Source organism: Microlunatus flavus, from assembly GCF_900110855.1.
In the GTDB taxonomy this organism is placed as follows: Bacteria; Actinomycetota; Actinomycetes; order Propionibacteriales; family Propionibacteriaceae; genus Microlunatus; species Microlunatus flavus.
On record NZ_FOFA01000003.1, the window covers coordinates 320,304 to 337,857 of the forward strand.

The 17,554-nt window shown below is 73.7% G+C and carries 17 protein-coding genes; 9 read left to right on the top strand and 8 right to left on the bottom strand.

The window, feature by feature from the left end; translation table 11 throughout:
* Positions 1 to 11: 11 nt before the first annotated feature.
* Positions 12 to 1,775, top strand: a complete 1,764-nt coding sequence (arc, locus tag BMY04_RS09210) for a proteasome ATPase (RefSeq protein ID WP_091179080.1) — start codon at positions 12 to 14, stop codon at positions 1,773 to 1,775.
* Here the strand turns inward: arc and BMY04_RS09215 are convergent.
* The 5 genes from BMY04_RS09215 to BMY04_RS09235 all read right to left on the bottom strand — a co-directional run bounded on the left by BMY04_RS09215 (position 1,772) and on the right by BMY04_RS09235 (position 5,634).
* The gene (locus BMY04_RS09215) at positions 1,772 to 2,344 is read right to left on the bottom strand and encodes a DUF4395 domain-containing protein (RefSeq protein WP_198410031.1); all 573 of its coding nucleotides are present in this window, start codon (positions 2,342 to 2,344) and stop codon (positions 1,772 to 1,774) included. The genes arc and BMY04_RS09215 overlap by 4 nt on opposite strands.
* 44 nt (positions 2,345 to 2,388) lie before the next feature.
* Entirely contained in the window at positions 2,389 to 3,162 is a 774-nt protein-coding gene (locus tag BMY04_RS09220) for a class I SAM-dependent methyltransferase (RefSeq protein ID WP_091179082.1), read from the bottom strand.
* Entirely contained in the window at positions 3,159 to 4,589 is a 1,431-nt protein-coding gene (locus BMY04_RS09225; protein ID WP_269766212.1) for an FAD-binding oxidoreductase, read from the bottom strand. The genes BMY04_RS09220 and BMY04_RS09225 overlap by 4 nt, the downstream gene beginning before the upstream one ends.
* A 157-nt stretch (positions 4,590 to 4,746) precedes the next feature.
* Complete coding sequence (locus BMY04_RS09230) at positions 4,747 to 5,154, bottom strand: universal stress protein (protein ID WP_091179083.1); 408 nt, start codon at positions 5,152 to 5,154, stop codon at positions 4,747 to 4,749.
* A gap of 72 nt (positions 5,155 to 5,226) precedes the next feature.
* Positions 5,227 to 5,634: a DUF3054 domain-containing protein gene (locus BMY04_RS09235; RefSeq protein ID WP_170854062.1), complete on the bottom strand. Its 408-nt coding sequence runs from the start codon at positions 5,632 to 5,634 to the stop codon at positions 5,227 to 5,229.
* A gap of 23 nt (positions 5,635 to 5,657) precedes the next feature.
* Here BMY04_RS09235 and dop point away from each other — a divergent pair, with 23 nt between their 5' ends.
* The 7 genes from dop to der all read left to right on the top strand — a co-directional run bounded on the left by dop (position 5,658) and on the right by der (position 12,786).
* Positions 5,658 to 7,220 carry a depupylase/deamidase Dop gene (dop, locus tag BMY04_RS09240; protein WP_332452315.1) on the top strand — a complete coding sequence of 521 codons (1,563 nt, stop codon included), beginning with the start codon at positions 5,658 to 5,660 and terminating at the stop codon, positions 7,218 to 7,220.
* Positions 7,221 to 7,530: 310 nt separating this feature from the next.
* Entirely contained in the window at positions 7,531 to 7,731 is a 201-nt protein-coding gene (locus tag BMY04_RS09245; protein ID WP_091179085.1) for a ubiquitin-like protein Pup, read from the top strand.
* A complete protein-coding gene (gene prcB, locus BMY04_RS09250) occupies positions 7,728 to 8,588 on the top strand; it encodes a proteasome subunit beta (protein WP_232506216.1) in 861 nt (286 codons plus the stop codon). Before BMY04_RS09245 ends, prcB begins: the two co-directional genes overlap by 4 nt.
* 11 nt (positions 8,589 to 8,599) lie before the next feature.
* The gene (gene prcA, locus BMY04_RS09255; RefSeq protein ID WP_091179089.1) at positions 8,600 to 9,463 is read left to right on the top strand and encodes a proteasome subunit alpha; all 864 of its coding nucleotides are present in this window, start codon (positions 8,600 to 8,602) and stop codon (positions 9,461 to 9,463) included.
* On the top strand, positions 9,460 to 10,536 hold the full coding sequence (locus tag BMY04_RS09260) for a prephenate dehydrogenase (protein WP_091179091.1): 1,077 nt from the start codon (positions 9,460 to 9,462) through the stop codon (positions 10,534 to 10,536). The genes prcA and BMY04_RS09260 overlap by 4 nt, the downstream gene beginning before the upstream one ends.
* A 70-nt stretch (positions 10,537 to 10,606) precedes the next feature.
* Positions 10,607 to 11,338 (top strand): (d)CMP kinase, encoded by a 732-nt coding sequence (gene cmk, locus BMY04_RS09265; RefSeq protein WP_091179093.1) that lies wholly within the window; start codon positions 10,607 to 10,609, stop codon positions 11,336 to 11,338.
* Positions 11,339 to 11,424: 86 nt separating this feature from the next.
* Positions 11,425 to 12,786 (top strand): ribosome biogenesis GTPase Der, encoded by a 1,362-nt coding sequence (gene der, locus BMY04_RS09270; RefSeq protein ID WP_091179094.1) that lies wholly within the window; start codon positions 11,425 to 11,427, stop codon positions 12,784 to 12,786.
* 75 nt (positions 12,787 to 12,861) lie between these two features.
* Here der and BMY04_RS09275 read toward each other — a convergent pair whose 3' ends face one another.
* From BMY04_RS09275 to BMY04_RS09285, 3 genes are all read right to left on the bottom strand, one after another.
* Positions 12,862 to 14,121: a helix-turn-helix transcriptional regulator gene (locus BMY04_RS09275; RefSeq protein ID WP_091179096.1), complete on the bottom strand. Its 1,260-nt coding sequence runs from the start codon at positions 14,119 to 14,121 to the stop codon at positions 12,862 to 12,864.
* A 262-nt stretch (positions 14,122 to 14,383) separates the two neighbouring features.
* On the bottom strand, positions 14,384 to 15,277 hold the full coding sequence (locus tag BMY04_RS09280) for an RNA polymerase sigma-70 factor (RefSeq protein WP_091179098.1): 894 nt from the start codon (positions 15,275 to 15,277) through the stop codon (positions 14,384 to 14,386).
* 35 nt (positions 15,278 to 15,312) lie between these two features.
* Positions 15,313 to 16,527: an NAD(P)/FAD-dependent oxidoreductase gene (locus BMY04_RS09285; RefSeq protein WP_091179665.1), complete on the bottom strand. Its 1,215-nt coding sequence runs from the start codon at positions 16,525 to 16,527 to the stop codon at positions 15,313 to 15,315.
* A 121-nt stretch (positions 16,528 to 16,648) separates the two neighbouring features.
* Between BMY04_RS09285 and BMY04_RS09290 the strand changes: the two genes are divergently transcribed.
* Entirely contained in the window at positions 16,649 to 17,509 is an 861-nt protein-coding gene (locus BMY04_RS09290) for a phosphatase PAP2 family protein (RefSeq protein ID WP_091179100.1), read from the top strand.
* Positions 17,510 to 17,554 lie beyond the last annotated feature (45 nt).

Here is a 17,554-nt window from a genome sequence, read left to right on the forward strand (position 1 = left end):
GGAGGTGCGGCATGACCGGTTCCAGCGACGACTTCCAGGCAGGACGCGGCCCCTACGAGGACCGTGAGTCCCTGCTCGTCCAGATCGGCGCGCTCCGCGAGGAGCTCGCCCGGCTGCGGGAGCGGGTGTCGGGCCACCCGCACGACCTCGCCGTGCTCGAGCGCCGGCTGACCGACGCCCGCGCCGAGGCCCGTGCGACGACGGCCAACAACGAGCGCCTCGCGGCCACGCTGCGCGAGGCCCGCGACCAGATCGTCACGCTCAAGGGCGAGGTCGACCGGCTGGCCCAGCCGCCGGCGAGCTTCGGCGTGTTCATCGCCGCCGCCGAGGAGCGGACGGCCGACATCTTCACCTCCGGGCGCAAGATGCGCGTCAGCGTCAGCCCCGACGTCGACCTCGACGCGCTGGAGCCCGGCCGCGAGGTCATGGTCAACGAGGCCATGAACGTCGTGAAGGCGCTCGAGTTCGACGAGGTCGGCGAGATCGCGACCCTCAAGGAGATCCTCGAGGACGGCTCGCGCGCGCTCGTCGTCGGCCACGGCGACGAGGAGAGCGTCGTCCGGCTGGCCACGCGGCTGCAGGAGGGCCCGATCCGCGCGGGCGACTCGCTGCTCATCGACCGCCGCGTGCACTTCGCGTACGAGCGGGTCCCCAAGCTCGAGGTCGAGGAGCTGGTCCTCGAAGAGGTCCCGGACATCGACTACTCGGTCATCGGCGGGCTGGGCGGCCAGATCGAGGCGATCCGCGACGCGGTCGAGCTGCCGTTCCTGCACAAGGACCTCTTCGCCGAGCACCAGCTCAAGGCGCCGAAGGGCATCCTGCTCTACGGTCCGCCCGGCTGCGGCAAGACCTTGATCGCCAAGGCCGTGGCGAACTCGCTGGCCAAGCGCGTGACGGAGAAGACGGGCGTCGAGGGACGCAGCTTCTTCCTCAACATCAAGGGCCCCGAGCTGCTCAACAAGTACGTCGGCGAGACCGAGCGCCACATCCGCCTGGTCTTCCAGCGGGCGCGCGAGAAGGCGTTTGACGGCATGCCCGTGATCGTCTTCTTCGACGAGATGGACTCGCTGTTCCGCACCCGCGGGTCGGGCGTCTCCTCCGACGTCGAGAACACGATCGTCCCGCAGCTGCTCAGCGAGATCGACGGCGTCGAGGGCCTCGAGAACGTGATCATCATCGGCGCGTCCAACCGCGAGGACATGATCGACCCCGCGATCCTGCGGCCGGGTCGGCTCGACGTCAAGATCAAGATCGAGCGCCCCGACGCCGAGGCCGCGCGCGACATCTTCAGCAAGTACCTGCTGCCGACGCTGCCCCTGCACACCGAGGACCTCGACGAGTTCGCCGGGGACGCGGAGCGCACGGTGCGCGGCATGATCGAGCGCACGGTCGAGCGGATGTACGAGGACACCGAGGAGAACCAGTTCCTCGAGGTCACCTACGCCGGCGGCGACAAGGAGATCCTGTACTTCCGGGACTTCAACTCCGGCGCCATGGTGCAGAACATCGTCGACCGCGCCAAGAAGATGGCGATCAAGGACCTGCTCGACACGGGCGTCAAGGGCATCCGGATCGGCCACCTGCTGCAGGCGTGCGTCGACGAGTTCGCCGAGAACGAGGACCTGCCGAACACGACCAACCCCGACGACTGGGCCAAGATCAGCGGCAAGAAGGGCGAGCGCATCGTCTTCATCCGCACCTTGATCAGCTCGAAGAAGGGCACCCAGCCCGGCCGTTCCATCGACACGGTCACGAACACTGGGCAGTACCTCTAGGCTTCGCTTCGCTCCGCCGCGCCCGGCGCTCTGACCCGCCGACGTCGTCGTCGCCGGTGAACGAAAAGCGTGTTCACCGGCTCCTCCTCCGTTCGGCGGCGCGCCGTTCGGCGCGAGCACTCCTCGCAGACGTCGCTGGGGATCACGCCGAGGCGCATCAGGTGCCCGAACATCCAGCAGCCGGCGCAGAAGCCGACGACGGACTCGAGCAGGGCGAAGACGAGCAGCACACCCACGAGCGCGAGCGGGAGGACGGCCACGCCGGCGTACGCGGTGACGGCGGCGGCGGTCGTCAGCACCAGGCCGATGCTCTGCGCGAAGCGCTTGGGCGGACCGGGGACGAAGCGCGGCATGCCCAGCCGGGGGGCCACGACCTGGGTCGCGAGCCGGCCCAGCACGCTGAACCGCGGTCCTGCGAGCGTCCGGGCCAGGAAGCCGACGGCGAGCAGGACCAGCAGCCACGTCCAGCCCGTCGCGAGCGCCAGGGCGGCGAGCACCGCGACGCCGGCCGCCACCGTCCGGGCGGCCTTCTCGTTGACGGGATTCGGAAAGCTCAGCAGCTCGCGCACGCAGGCGCCAACCCGGGCGGTCGCGCGGCTATTCCCGAGTGCTCCTACCGGGTACTGCCCGCAGCGAGGAGGGCGCTGCCGGGCAGCACGAGCAGTCCGTCCCGCTCTGCGGCCGCGGTGATCCGGTCGAAGGCCTCGCGCATGCGCACGCGACCCTCCGGCGGCTGCGCGCGGTAGACGGCCCCGATGGTCGCGATGCCGCCGTCGGCGGCTCGCCAGAGGTCGGCCGGAGGGATGCGCAGGACCACCGCGGCCTCGTGGACCTCGACGTCGGCCAGGCCGGCCTCGCGGACCAGGGCCGCCAACCCCGGTACGGTCCGCTCGAAGTCGAGCCCGGTCGGCAGGGCCCTCCTCGGCGGCGGCTCGACCTGGGCCGCGACCATGACGTCGTTCCACAGCTCGTTGACCGCGATGAGGCGTTCCGGCCAGATCGTCAGGGCGACGCGGCGTCCGGGAGCGGCCACCCGCGCCAGCTCGCGGACCGCTGCGCGCGGGTCGTCGGTGTGGTTGACCACGAAGTTCGCGCCGACGGCGTCGAACGTGTCGTCGGCGAAGGGAAGTCGAGGCAGCTCCCCGACCACGACCGGCGCGAGCCCGGAGCTCGTGGCCGTGCGCGCCATCGCCTGGTCGGCGTCGACCAGGACCGCCCGCCAGCCGGCGCGGGCGGCGGCTCGACCGAGCGCGCCCGTCCCGCACCCCACGTCGAGGAACATCCCCCGGCCGGCCGGCCCGCAGGCCTCGACCACCGCGTCCACGGTCTGCGCGCACAGCGGTCCGAAGGAGGCGGCGTACGCCTGCGGGTCGCCCCAGCCCGTCACTCCACCACCTTGCCGGGGTTGAGGATCCCGTGCGGGTCGAGGGCGTGGCGCACCGCGCGGTACATCGCCACCACCGCGGGCTCGGTCTCCGCCTGCAGGCCGCCGCGCTTGAGCAGGCCCACGCCGTGCTCGCCGGTGACCGTGCCGCCGAGGGCGATGGCGGCGGCGTGGATCTCCTCGAACGCCGCCTGCGCCCGGGCGCGGGCCGCGTCGTCGCCGGGTGGGGTGACGAGCAGCGGGTGCAGGTTGCCGTCGCCCGCGTGGGCGAGGTTGGCGATGCGGACGTCGTGCCGGGCTGCGACCTCCTCGATCCGGGCGAGCATCGTGGGCACGGCCCGCAGCGGTACGCAGACGTCCTCGGTGAGGACGGGCCCGAGGCGTTCGAGGGCGGGGTAGGCCAGCCGCCGGGCCGAGAAGAGCGCCTCGGCCTCGTCGGGATCGGTCGAGCGGGCCGCCCACGTCGCGCCCGCGGCGGCGAAGCAGGCGCGCACCGTCTCGGCCTCGGCGTCGCCGGCGGCGCCGGGCGAGTCCACGCGCCCGAGCAGGATCACCGCGGCGTCGGTGCTGAGCCCGAGCTGCTTCCAGTCGTCCACGGCGCGCAGGCACTGCTGGTCGAGCAGCTCGAGCGCCGACGGGGTGACGCCGCTGCGGACGACCTCGCCCACCGCCTCGCCCGCCGCGACGAGGGAGGAGAAGAAGCCGACGACGGTCTGCTCGGGCGGACGCGCGGGCCGGAGCCGGACGGTGATCTCGGTGACGACGCCGAGCGTGCCCTCGGAACCGACGAGGAGCGCGGTGAGGTCGTAGCCGGTCACGCCCTTGGCCGTGCGCCGTCCGACCCGGACGAGCTCACCGGTCCCCGTGACGACCTGCAGCCCGAGGACGTAGTCGCGGGTGACGCCGTACTTGACGCAGCACACCCCGCCGGCGTTCGTGGCGACGTTCCCGCCGATGGTCGACCACGGTGCACTGGCCGGGTCGGGCGGGTACCACAGGCCCTGCTCCGCCGCCGCGGCGCGCAGCTGGTCGTTGATCACGCCCGGCTGCACGACGGCGTAGCGCTCCAGCAGGTCGATCTCCAGCACGGCGTCCATCGCCTCGAGGCTGATCACGACGCAGCCGGGGACCGCGTTCGCACCCCCCGACAGGCCGGTGCCTCCGCCGCGGGGCACCACGGGGGTTCCGTGCTCCAGGCAGACCCGGACGACGGCCTGCACCTGCTCGGCCGTGCGCGGACGGACCACCGCGAGGGGGAGCGCGTACGGCGCCCACTCGGCTTCGTCGTGGCTGTAGCGCTCGAGAGCGGCGTCGCCGGTGACCAGGGCCTCGACCGGGAGCGCGGCGGCCAGCGCCTGGAGCACCGGCTCGGTGCGGGGGCCCGGGTCGGACGTGGTCAGTCGGTCGGCCGTCGGGCTGGGGGAGGTCACCCGCCCATCCTGCCCACCCGGCCTGCGCCGGCGGGTCCGGACATGACGAGAGTCAGCGGATGCCTGCTCGGGGGTTCAGGTAGCCGCTGACTCTCGACGGTTCCATCGCCCCCGGGGCCGGGTTCGTTACAGGTGGGCCACTGTGACCCGCCTCACGTCAGGCCCCGGTCCTGTCCTTCACCACGAGCACCGGCAGCTCGGCCTGCAGGATGAGCGTCTGCGTGACGCTGCCGAGCAGGAACTTGCCGACGGGCGAGCGGCGCCGGGCGCCGATGACCAGGACCTCGGCGTCGACGTCCTCGACGAGCTTGAGCAGGGCATCGGCGACGTTGTCCTCACCGGTGGCGAGGTGCAGCTCCCACGGCACGTCCAGGCCGCCGTCGCGCAGCACGCGCTCGACCTCGTCGGAGATCCCGGAGCGGTTGGCGGCGGCGATGTCGAGGTCGAGGGACTCGACGACGTGGAGGACGGCGAGCTCCGTCCCGCGCATCGAGGCCTCCCGGGCCGCCTCGCGCAGCGCGATGCGGCTGGTCGACGAGACCTGGTGGGCGACGGCGACGCTCATGGGGACCTCCGGCTCAGGTACGCCCGCCGACGCGGACTTTGTCAGGTCAATGTAGCGGGAAGGCCGCCCTGTTCACACCTCCGCGGGGGCAGCCGTCCCGTGCCGCGACCGCCGGGACCGGTGGACCAGGGCCGCCACCGCGCGCCACCCGAGCAGGAACACGCCGAGCACGACGGTCGCCACGACGACGAAGGACGTCTGCACGCCGGCGCCGGTGGCCAGGCGCAGGACCATGCCGACGGCGACCGTGGGCACCCACACCAGCACGCCGGCGAGGAGGCCGGCACGACGAGGACGGGCGGCGCGCACCGCGAGGACCAGGAGGTGGCTGAGGAGCAACCCGGCGAGGAAGGGCCACGCGGTCGTCGCGAGCCCGGCGAGCCCGACGTCCTCGCCGTGGCTCGCCCGCCCGATGGCCGCGAACACCACGACGAGCACGACGTCGACGGCGGCGACCAGCCAGGACGAGGGGGCCTTCACCGCCGTGACACTACGCTGACCGCGTGCCCGACCCCGTCCCCGCGCCCGTCCGACGCCAGGTCGTGATGGGCATCGAGACCGAGTACGGCATCAGCGCCGCGAGCGGTCCCCGGAACGACGACGACCTGCACCCGATGCAGCTGTCGAACCACGTCGTCAAGGCGTACGGCAGCGGGGGACCGGGGGCGACGACCGGCAAGCCGGCGGGCTGGGACTACGAGACCGAGTCGCCGCTGCGCGACATCCGGGGCTACGAGGTCGCCCGCTCCAGCGCGCACCCCGACCAGCTGACCGACAGCGACCTCGGGATGGCGAACGTCATCCTCACCAACGGGGCGCGGCTCTACGTCGACCACGCGCACCCCGAGTACTCCGGGCCGGAGGTGACGAGCGCCCTCGACGTCGTGCGCTACGACAAGGCGGGCGACAAGGTCATGGCGCTCGCCGCCCAGCGCGCCTCGCTCACGGCCGGTCGCCAGATCCGCCTCTACAAGAACAACACCGACGGCAAGGGCGCCTCGTACGGCACGCACGAGAACTACCTGCTGCAGCGCAGCACGCCCTTCGACCGGGTGGTCCAGCAGTTCACCGCGTTCCTGGTCACGCGGCAGGTGTTCACCGGGGCCGGCCGCGTCGGCATCGGCCAGTCGAGCCAGACGTCGGGCTTCCAGATCAGCCAGCGCGCCGACTTCTTCGAGGCCGAGGTCGGGCTGGAGACCACGCTCAACCGGCCCATCATCAACACCCGCGACGAGCCGCACGCCGACGCCGCGAAGCACCGCCGCCTGCACGTGATCACCGGCGACGCGAACCTGTCCGAGACCTCCACCTGGCTCAAGGTGGGCACCGCCGCCTGGGTGCTGCGGGTGGTCGAGGCGGGGGCGCTGGGCACCGACCTCCGGCTCGCCACGCCGGTCGCCGCCATGCGCGCCGTGAGCCACGACCTGTCCTGCGCGCGGCCCCTCGAGCTGGCCGACGGCCGGCGGATGACCGCGGTCGAGATCCAGCGGGTCTACCTCGAGCGGTCCCGCGCGCTGCTGGCCTCCGCGGCCGCCGACGACCTGCCCGGGTCCGTCCGTGCGGAGGCCGAGGCGCTGTTCGCCGCCTGGCAGGAGACGCTCGACCAGTTGGCCACCGACGTCACGCTGCTCGCCGACCGCCTCGACTGGGTGGCCAAGCTCGCCCTCATGGAGTCCTACCGGGCCCGCGACGGCCTCGGCTGGGACGCCCCGAAGCTCGCCGCGATCGACCTGCAGTACGCCGACGTCGACCCGGCCCGCAGCCTCTACACCGCGCTGGTGGCCAAGGGCCGGATCCGGCGGCTGGTCACCGACGACGAGGTCGAGCGGGCCCGGACCTCGCCGCCCCGCGACACCCGCGCGTACTTCCGCGGCCGGGTCATGGAGCTCTTCGGCTCCTCGGTCGTCGCCGCCTCGTGGGACTCGGTGATCTTCGACGTCCCCGACCGCCCGGCGCTCCAGCGCGTGCCGCTGCTCGACCCGCTGCGCGGCACCGCCGAGCAGGTCGGCGCGATGCTCGACTCCTGCACCGACGTCAGCGACCTGTTCGCCGCCCTCGGCCGCTGAGCCCGGCCCCAGCTCCCCTGGTCGAGAGGGCGGGCGGCCCTGCGCGCCGAGCTGGGTCCTGGCGCTGGCAGACCTCAGGTTCCTCACGTGGACGTGAAGCTCCGCGGTGCCCGCGAACGACGTGCGCTTCACGCGGCAGATCTGCTGGGTGAAGCGGGGGAGCTCCACGTGAAGGTGAACCTGGGATCCCTTTATGCCGGAAAGACCCACGCAAGTGGGCGTACGGCGCCGCGGGCCCGCGGGAGCGGAACGCCCGAGAACTGTCGGTGGCGCTGACTAGGCTGGCGCCAACCCAGTCAGAGGAGTGCTCATGCCCGAGTCCGAGCAGACCCACCGCCGTACGCGGAGGTCGGACGACGAGGAGTCGGTCGACGAGATCCCGGCCGCCGACAGCGCGCACAAGGCCGAGCTCGACTCCGACGTCGACTCGCTGCTCGACGAGATCGACGACGTCCTCGAGGTCAACGCCGAGGAGTTCGTCCGGTCGTTCGTGCAGAAGGGCGGCCAGTGAGCCCCAGCTCACCTGACGTGACCCGCGGCGGGCTGCCGTCGGCGTTCCTGCGCGCGGGCACCTCGTCCTTCGTCGAGCTGGCGACCGCGGTCGCCCCCGACGTCCTCCCGTCGTCCCGTCTCGCCGGTTCCACGAGCACGACGAACCTCGGCGACCTCACCCCGCACGGCACGACCATCGTCGCCGCGACCTTCCCCGGCGGCGTCGTCGTCGCCGGTGACCGGCGCGCCACGATGGGCAACATGATCGCCCAGCGCGACATCGAGAAGGTCTTCCCGGCCGACGAGTTCTCGGTGGTCGGCATCGCCGGCGCGGCCGGCCTGGCCGTGGAGATGGTCGGGCTGTTCCAGGTCGAGCTGGAGCACTACGAGAAGATCGAGGGCGCCCCGCTCTCGCTCGTGGGCAAGGCCAACCGGCTGGCCACGATGATCCGCGGCAACCTGCCGCTCGCCATGCAGGGCCTCGCGGTCGTGCCGCTGTTCGCCGGCTGGGACGAGGCGGCGCGGATGGGCCGCATCTTCTCCTACGACGCGACCGGCGGGCGCTACGAGGAGCACTCCTTCTTCTCCGTCGGGTCCGGGTCGATCTTCGCCCGCGGCGCGCTGAAGAAGCTCTACCGCCCCGACCTCAGCGCGGCCGACACGACCATGGCGGTGCTGCAGGCGCTCTACGACGCCGCCGACGACGACTCGGCCACGGGCGGACCCGACCTCGCGCGGCGGATCTTCCCCGTGGTGATGGTCGCCGGTCCCGACGGCGTCGAGCGCGTCGGCGACGACCAGGTCGGCACCATGGTCGACACCTTGGTGGGCGGGCGCCGCACCCGGCCCGACGGACCGGAGGCTCCGGTTGTCTAGAGAGGGACACAGTGTCTAGCCCGTTCTACGTCGCGCCCGAGCAGCAGATGAAGGACCGGGCCGACTTCGCGCGCAAGGGCATCGGTCGCGGCCGCTCGGTCGTGGTGCTGCACTACGCCGACGGCATCGTCTTCGTCGCCGAGAACCGCTCGCAGGCCCTGCACAAGGTCGGCGAGATCTACGACCGCATCGGCTTCGCCGCCGTCGGGCGCTACAACGAGTTCGAGAACCTGCGCCAGGCCGGCATCCGCTACGCCGACCTGCGCGGCTACTCCTACGACCGCACCGACGTGACCGCCCGCGGGCTGGCCAACGCGTACGCGCAGCTGCTCGGCGGCATCTTCTCCTCCGGCGGCGAGAAGCCGTACGAGGTGGAGATCATCGTCGCCGAGCTCGGTCCCGGCGCGGCCGACGACCAGATCTACCGGTTGACCTACGACGGCTCGATCGGCGACGAGGAGCACTTCGCCGTGATGGGCGGCTCGGCCGACGCCAGCGCCGAGGTGCTGCGGGCCGGGTACGCCGACGGGCTCGACCTCGGCGCGGCCGTGCGGCTCGCCGTGCAGGCGCTCGGCTCCGACGCAGGGCCCGGCACGCCGGTGCGCGAGCTCGGCGTCGACGCCCTCGAGGTCGCGGTCCTCGACCGCACGCGGGCGTTGCCGCGCAAGTTCCGCCGCGTGGCCGGACCGCGGCTGGCGGCCCTGCTCGCCGGGGAGGCGACCACCGCGGGGAACGGCGACGGGAACGGTAGCGGCGACAAGGCCAGCGCCTCGACGACCTCGCCCGCCGCGCCCGAGACCAGCCTGGGTGCGGCGGGTACGCCGACGACGAGCGCGCCCGAGGAGCCCGGCCAGGCCCCGGGACCCGCGTCGTGAGCGCACCGGCCGGGCCGCCGGTGACCGTCGTGGTCGGGGCCGGTCTGGTCGGGGCCTCGATCGGGCACGCGTTGACGGCTGCCGGCTGGCCCGTGCACCTGGTGGACGCCGTGCCGAGCCACGCGATGGTGGCCGCAGGGCTGGGTGCGGGGACGGCCAAGCCTGCGATGCCCGAGCAGGTCGGGCTCGTCGTCGTCGCGGTGCCCCCGCGGGCGATCGCCGACGTGGTGGGGGACAGCCTCCAGACCTACCTCCACGCCACCGTCACGGACGTCGGCTCGGTCAAGGCCGGGGTGCTCGACGCGCTGTGGGACCGGCCGATCGACCTGACCCGCTACGTGGGCTCGCACCCGATGGCGGGCTCGCACCACTCCGGGCCGGTCACCGCCGACGGCGAGCTGTTCGTCGACCGCACCTGGGTCGTGACGCCGCACCGCAAGAGCGCCGAGGCCTCGGTCGCGCAGGTCGTGGCCCTGGTCGGGGCCTGCCGCGCGCGGCTCGTGACGCTCGACGTGGACGACCACGACGCGGCCGTCGCCCGGGTCTCGCACCTGCCGCACCTGGTGTCGGTGCTCATGGCCGGCCACCTCACGAACGTCCCCGACGAGGACCTGGTCCTCGCCGGGCAGGGCCTGCGCGACGTGACCCGGATCGCGGGCAGCGACCCCGGCCTGTGGCAGCAGATCGTCGGCGCCAACTCCACCGCCGTGCTGCGTGAGCTCCGGCAGGTGGCGGTCTCGCTGGACCGCCTGATCAGCGCCGTCGAGACCGGACCGGCCGACCCGGCGCTGGTCCACGAGCTCGAGCGCGGCGTCGAGGGCACCCGCCGGATCCCGGGCAAGCACGGGTCGGCCCCCGTACCGTACGAGCAGGTCGTCGTGGCGATCCCCGACGAGCCCGGCGCGCTGGCGCGGCTGTTCGGCGACGTCGAGGCCGCGGGCGTCAACGTGGAGGACATCGCGATCGAGCACGACGCGAGCCGCCAGGTCGGCTACCTGACGCTGTCCGTGCAGCCGGAGCGGGCCGACGGCCTCGCGGTGGTCATGCGGGACGGTGGCTGGACGGTCGTCTGAGCGCGGACGGGCCCTGTCGCCCGTCCGGACGACACGCGGGGCGGTGGTCCCGGCTCGATAAGGTGGCCAGATGCCCGACGCCCCGACGACCTCCGGATCCGCCGGCCAGGCCACCCTCAGCGACACCCCGCTCGTGGTCGCCATCGACGGGCCCAGCGGGTCCGGCAAGTCCAGCACCGCCCGCGGCGTCGCCGAGCGGCTCGGCCTGGCGAACCTCGACACGGGCGCCATGTACCGCGCGGCCGCCTGGCTGGCCATGCACGAGGGGCTCGACCTCGCCGACACCGAGGGCGTCGCCCGGCTCGTCGAGGCCGCCGACCTGCGGCTCGAGCTCGACCCGGCCCACCAGGACGTGACGATCAACGGTCACGACGTCACCACGGCGATCCGCGAACCCGCCGTGTCCGCGGCCGTGAGCGCCGTCGCGACGAACCTCGACGTCCGGGCCAACCTCATCGCGCGCCAGCGGCAGATCATCGCCGAGGCGCCGGACGGGATCGTGGCCGAGGGACGCGACATCACCACGGTGGTGGCGCCCGAGGCACCGGTGCGGGTGCTGCTCGTCGCCGACCCGGCGGCGCGAGTCGCCCGTCGCCACGCGGAGCTCGGCGAGCACGTCGACGCCGAGGCCGTCCACGACCAGGTCGTGCGCCGCGACCGGGACGACTCGACGGTCGCTGCCTTCCACGACGCGGCGCCGGGCGTGACCGTGCTCGACTCCACCGACCTCACCCTCGAGCAGGTCGTCGACGCGATCTGCGCGCTGGTCCCGCCGGCCTTCGACCCGGCCGTCGCGCGCTGAGCGCGCGCGGGTTCCCAGCGCCCGGCTAACCTGGAGGGCCGTGCGTGCTCCCATCCGGGGGTGCGGAACACACCCTCCGGAGTGACATGACCGAGACCCTGGGCAGCGCCAGCCTGCCCGCACCCGCCCGTACCCTCCCCGTCGTCGCCGTCGTGGGACGGCCGAACGTGGGGAAGTCGACCCTCGTCAACCGCATCCTCGGCCGCCGCGAGGCCGTCGTCCAGGACGTCCCGGGCGTGACCCGCGACCGGGTGTCGTACGACGCCGACTGGAACGGCCGCTCCTTCGTCCTCGTCGACACCGGCGGCTGGGCGCCCGACGCCCAGGGCCTGGCCGCGCAGATCGCCGAGCAGGCCGAGCTGGCCATCGCCACCGCCGACGCGGTCGTCCTCGTGGTCGACGGCACGGTGGGGACGCTCGACAGCGACCAGGCCGTCGTCAAGGTGCTCCGGCGCAGCAAGAAGCCGGTCGTCCTCGCGGTGAACAAGGTCGACGACCAGCGCGCCGAGGCCGAGGCGGCCTCGATGTGGAACCTCGGGCTCGGCGAGCCGTACGCCGTCTCCGCCCTGCACGGGCGGGGGAGCGGCGACCTGCTCGACGCCGTCCTCGCGGCGCTGCCGCCGACGCCGCCGCTCGATCTGGACCCCGAGCGCGGTCCGCGGCGCGTGGCCATCGTCGGCAAGCCGAACGTCGGCAAGTCGAGCCTGCTCAACAAGCTCGCCCGCCAGCAGCGTGTGGTCGTCCACGACATGGCCGGCACGACCGTCGACCCCGTCGACGAGCTCGTGGAGGTCGACGGGGAGACGTACGTCTTCATCGACACCGCCGGCATCCGCCGTCGGGTCAAGGAGGCGTCGGGCCACGAGTACTACGCGAGCCTGCGCACGCAGGGGGCGATCGAGCGCGCCGAGGTGTGCGTGGCCGTCCTCGACGCGAGCGTCCCGCTCACCGAGCAGGACGTGCGGATCCTCACCTCGGTGGAGGAGGCCGGTCGCGCGCTGGTCATCGCGTACAACAAGTGGGACCTGACCGACGAGGAGCGGCGCCACTACCTCGGCCGCGAGGTCGAGCTGGACATCGCGCCCTTCGCCTGGGCCTCGCACGTGAACATCTCGGCGCAGACCGGCCGTCACGTCGACCGTCTCGGCCCGGCGCTGCAGGAGGCGCTGACCTCGTGGGAGACGCGGATCTCCACGGGCAAGCTCAACGCGTTCCTCGGTCGCGTCGTCGCCGCGCACCCGCACCCGGTGCGTGGGGGCAAGCAGCCGCGGATCCTCTTCGGCACCCAGGCGCAGGCCGGGCCGCCGACGTTCGTGCTGTTCACCAGCGGCCAGCTGGAGCCCGGCTACCAGCGCTTCGTCGAGCGGCGCCTGCGCGAGGAGTTCGGGTTCGTCGGGACGCCCGTCCACGTCGAGGTCCGGGCCCGGGAGAAGCGCGGCAAGCGGTAGTCGCTCAGACGCGTCCCGCTCGTCGGGTGCCGTGCCCAAGTCACGTGGGACGGCTGACCTGGCTGGTGCGCGCCCTCACCCGGCCTCGCCCGGACGGTCCTGCCCGTGGAACCTGCGCAGGGCGCTGACGCGGTTGTTGGTGCCCAGCTTGGTGTAGGCGTTCTCGAGGTGCTTGCCGACCGTGCGGGGGCTGATCCCCAGCCGGTGCCCGACGCCGGCCGACGTGAGGCCTGAGGCGGCGAGGTCCATGACCTCGCGCTCACGGGGAGTGAGGCCGTCCTGCGGAGCGGGCTCGGATGCGGCGCCGAGCCGGGACGCCGTCGCCCGGACCTGCCTCAGGAGCGGACCGTGCGAGCGCGCGGTCGCGTCCGCGCGCCGCAGCTGCTCGGTGGCGCCCTGCTGGTCTCCCTCGTCCGCGAGCGCTTGCGACAGCCGCCAGCGCGCGTACGCCTCGCGGTGGGGGCGGCCGTGCGCCTGCCACCGCTCGGCCGCGCTCAGCCACCACGACGACAGCGGTGCGTAGTGCCGCAACCGAGCACGCTCGGCCAGCCAGTCCGCCTCCTCGGCCGCCCGCGTCGTGCGGGACGCCGCCATGCGCGCCTCGGCCAGGTCGCGGGCGTCGACGAGCCGTACCAGCGCGTCGGCGACGTCCAGGGCGAGCCGGCTCTCGCCGTCCCCCGTCGTCGAGGCGCCCAGGTCGGCGCAGACGCGCAGACCCGTCGTCGCGAACTGCAGCGTCGCCCACGTGTCGGCAGAGGTGGCGAGCTCGAGGGGTACGTCCTGCACGAGCGCAAGCGCTGCAGCGGGCCCGCGTGACCACCAGGTGGCCTCGACGCGGAACGTCCACGCGGGCAGGTCCTGCTTGGCCGTCGGGTGGTCGGTCGCGTCGATCCCCGTTCCGGAGCCCGCCCCGAGGATCAGCCGGAGACGCGCGGACGCGAGCGTGAACCGTGGGTGGAGCGAGCCTCCACCTGGGGCTGCCGGATCGAGTACCCGCGCCCCCAGGTCGACGTCACCCAGCTCGAGCGCGGCCTCCGCGACCACTCCTCTGACGGCGAAGCCGGACGAGGGCGTCCGCGGTCGCCGCGCGAGCGCCTCGGCGGCGTCGAGCGCCAGGGTCAGGACGTCCTCGACACGACCGAGGGAGAGCAACAGGTCGGCCTCGACCGAGAGAGCGTCGAGGGCCAACCTCTCGTCCGCGTTCTCCTTGGCCGTGGCCGCCACCTCGTGCGCGACGGCGAAGGCTCGAGCGACCTCACCCTGACGCAGCAGGGTGCCGGCCCTTGTCAGGTCGCGGCGACCGGTAGGACGCGACCAGCCCTCGTCCCCGGCCATGGCGGTAGCCCAGCACCAGCGGCCGCCCCGGTCAACCACCGGCCGGGACGTACCTACGCACAACGACGTATGGCTCGGCACGGCCGGCGTCGGAAGGATGAGGTCGCGACGCCGAGCAGACGGTTGTCGCAGAGGGGGGCGGGCGGCGTTGGTGCGGGCCGACGAGGCACGAGGGGACCGTTCACGGCGCTCGACTCGTGCGCCGGGCACGTGCGCACCAACGCCCTCGACCTGCCGGGGCAGCACGCGCACGTCGTCGTCATCAACGGACGAGCGGCGTCTCCGCACCCATCCGGGAGAGCTTCTCCGGGTTGCGGACGTAGTAGAGGCCGGTGACGAGACCGTCCTCGACGCGCAGGGCGATCACGCCGTCGACGTCGCCGCCGAGGTGGACGATCAGGGCGGGCGCGCCGTTGACGAACGTGGCGACCGCACTCAGGGGCGCGGGGCTCTTCACGCTGACGCCGGCGAGGAAGCGCACGACCTTGTCGGCGCCGACCACCGGGCGCAACGCCGCTCTCTTCAGGCCGCCGCCGTCGGCGACGAGCACGACGTCGGGCGCGAGGACGTCGAGCAGGCCCTGCACGTCGCCGGTGGCGATGGCGCGCTGGAACGACGCCAGCGCCGTCCGCGTCTGCTCGGTCGAGGCCGCGACCCGCGGACGCCGGGCGGCGACGTGCTGCCGTGCCCGGTGGGCGATCTGGCGCACGGTCGCCGGGGTCTTGTCGACGGCCGCGGCGATCTCGTCGTAGCCGACGTCGAAGACCTCGCGCAGCACGAACACCGCCCGCTCGGTCGGCGCCAGCGTCTCCAGCACCAGCATCAGCGCCATCGACACGCTCTCGGCGAGCACGACGTCGTCGGCGACGTCGGGCGCGGTGAGCACGGGCTCGGGCAGCCAGGAACCGACGTACGACTCGCGGCGGCGCTGCAGCGACCGGAGCCGGTTCAGCGACTGCCGGGTGGTGACCCGGACGAGGTACGCCCGCGGGTCGAGCACCTGCGCCAGGTCGACTGCCGTCCAGCGCAGCCACGTCTCCTGGAGCACGTCCTCGGCGTCGGCGGCGGAGCCGAGCATCTCGTAGGCGACGGTGAAGAGCAGGTTGCGGTGCGCCACGAAGGCCTGCGTCGCCGCGTCGGTGCGCTGCTCGTCCATCCCGCCCACCTCCTCACGCACCCCTTCCGCCGCGTTCATCGGACCGGCTCGACCGCCCGAGCCGCCGCGGCGACGGTGCCGGCCCGGTGCGGGTCGGAGAACCATGCCGGTGCGACGAACAGCCCCGGCCGGCGTGCCTCGAACCGCAGCTGGGCCACCGTGCCCCAGCAGATCGCCTCCTTCAGCGTGGCAGCGGCGCGGCCGCTGACGCGCGAACGCCGCACCGTGTCGTCGCGGTGGCTCAGCTGCACGAGGCCCTCGCGCCGTCCGAGGCTGAGGCACTGGCCGACGAACCCGACGTGCACCGGCTGCGGCTCGCGACCCGCGAGGTGGGCCAGGACCGTGTCCGCGGCCTGCGCGCCGAGCTGGCCGGCCGCCTGGCAGCTCATCCGGAACGGTGCGCCCGAGGGTGCGACCGCATCACCCGCGCCGACCACGCGCGGGTCGTCGACGCTCGTCAGCGTCTCGTCGGTCAGCAGGCGACCGGCCCGGTCGGTGCTCAGGCCGCTGCGCCGGGCCAGGTCGGGCACGCCGAAGCCGGCCGTCCAGACGGTCGCCGCGCTGGCGAGCTCGCGCCCGTCGGCCAGCCGGACGCGGTCGGGACCGACGGCGCTCACCCTCGACCCGGGTCCGTCGAGCACCCGGACGCCGAGGGCGCGCAGCCGGTCGGCGGCGACCTGGCTGCTGCCCGGGTGGAGCGAGGGTCCGACCACCGGCCCGCACACCAGCGTCACCGCCCACCGGCCGGTCTCGGCGAGCTCGGCGGCCGTCTCGATCCCGGACGGTCCGGCGCCGACCACGACGACGGGCGCGCCGGGCGCCAGGGCGTCGAGCACCCCGCGCAGGCGCTCGGACTCCTCCAGGCTCGTCAGCGCGTACGCGTGCTCGCCCGCGCCCGGGACCTGCGGGGCGGCGCTGCCGCTGCCCACCGCGTAGACGAGGTGGTCGTACGCCAGGTCCGGGCCGTCGGTGAGGACCAGCCATCCCGCATCGACGTCGATCCGGTCGACTATGCCGACCACCAGCCGGATCCGCGGGGCCAGGACGTCCGCGTAGTCCACGACCGCGTCGTCGGAGCCGACCAGCCGCTGGTGCAGCCGGATGCGCTCCACGAACGCCTCGCGGGCGTTCACCAGCGTGACGTCGACGTCGTCGCGCTGCGTCAGCCGGTTCGCCGCCATCACCCCCGCGTACCCGCCGCCCACCACGACCACCCGGGAGCGGTCCCTGCCGTCACGTCGTCTGCTCATGCCCACCAGACACCGCGGGGTCCTGGCCTGTGACAGGCCTGAGCCGGTCGGGCCCGTGTCACCCGTCGTGCGGGCGTGTCGGCAGTACGTTGCTCTCTTTCGTCGAAGCACGGAGCAGCACATGGACCAAGGTCCTCCGGCCGAGCGGACTGCCCGCCAGGGCGCGCCGACCACGGAGCGCGAGCCCGACCCCACCCGGTGGTACAGCGGACCCGGCCGGCGCCTCGCCTCGGCCGCGACCCACGTGGGCCACCGGGTCGGCGCGCAGCCGGCGCTGGCCATCGTGCTGCTGGTCGGCGTCATCATCGCCTTCACCGCGGCCTTCCTGGTGGCGCGGGTGTACGACGCCGTGACCGAGGACGACGGCATCGCCTCGCTCGACGTCCCGTTCCTGCAGGGGGCGATGCGGCTGCGCCGGCCCTGGCTGGACGACGTCTCGGCCGGCGTCGCCTACCTCTTCGGGCCCGTGGGGATGCCCTGCATGGCCGTCGCCGCGATCCTGCTGCTGGCCCTGACGCGCCGTTCCTGGACGCCGGTGATCCTGATCGCCGGGGCGGGCGTGGGGTCGCTGCTGATGACCATCGCCGGCAAGGACATCATCGGGCGGCACCGGCCGCCGCTGACCGACGCGGTCCCGCCGTTCGAGTACTCGCCGTCCTTCCCCAGCGGCCACTCGCTGAACGCGACGGTCATCGCCGGCGTCGTCGGCTACCTGCTCTGGCTGCACCGCAGGGCCCTGCTGGCCAGGGTCGCCTGCGTCGTCGTGCCGGTCGTCATCGCGGTGGTGGTCGGCCTCACCCGCGTGCTCCTCGGCGCGCACTGGTTCACCGACGTCGTCGCCGCCTGGCTGCTGGGCGCGGCCTGGCTCGCCGTCGTGATCACCGCGCACCGGCTCTACCTCACCGCCCGCGAGCGCGGCGCGCCCGAGCAGCCGCCGCAGAGCCGGGGCCCGAGCTCCCGCCACGGGGCGCACGCGGCCTGACGCCACCCGCCATGACGACGCCTCCCCGGAACCGTGCGGTCCCGG

Excerpts from the sequence above, each read along its gene's own strand:
- arc (WP_091179080.1), top strand. The coding sequence starts at position 12 with ATGACCGGTTCCAGCGACGACTTCCAGGCAGGACGCGGCCCCTACGAG.
- BMY04_RS09230 (WP_091179083.1), bottom strand. The coding sequence starts at position 5,154 with ATGAGCGTCGCCGTCGCCCACCAGGTCTCGTCGACCAGCCGCATCGCG.
- BMY04_RS09245 (WP_091179085.1), top strand. The coding sequence starts at position 7,531 with ATGCCCGAGTCCGAGCAGACCCACCGCCGTACGCGGAGGTCGGACGAC.
- cmk (WP_091179093.1), top strand. The coding sequence starts at position 10,607 with ATGCCCGACGCCCCGACGACCTCCGGATCCGCCGGCCAGGCCACCCTC.
- der (WP_091179094.1), top strand. The coding sequence starts at position 11,425 with ATGACCGAGACCCTGGGCAGCGCCAGCCTGCCCGCACCCGCCCGTACC.
- BMY04_RS09275 (WP_091179096.1), bottom strand. The coding sequence starts at position 14,121 with ATGGCCGGGGACGAGGGCTGGTCGCGTCCTACCGGTCGCCGCGACCTG.
- BMY04_RS09280 (WP_091179098.1), bottom strand. The coding sequence starts at position 15,277 with ATGGACGAGCAGCGCACCGACGCGGCGACGCAGGCCTTCGTGGCGCAC.
- BMY04_RS09285 (WP_091179665.1), bottom strand. The coding sequence starts at position 16,527 with ATGAGCAGACGACGTGACGGCAGGGACCGCTCCCGGGTGGTCGTGGTG.
- BMY04_RS09290 (WP_091179100.1), top strand. The coding sequence starts at position 16,649 with ATGGACCAAGGTCCTCCGGCCGAGCGGACTGCCCGCCAGGGCGCGCCG.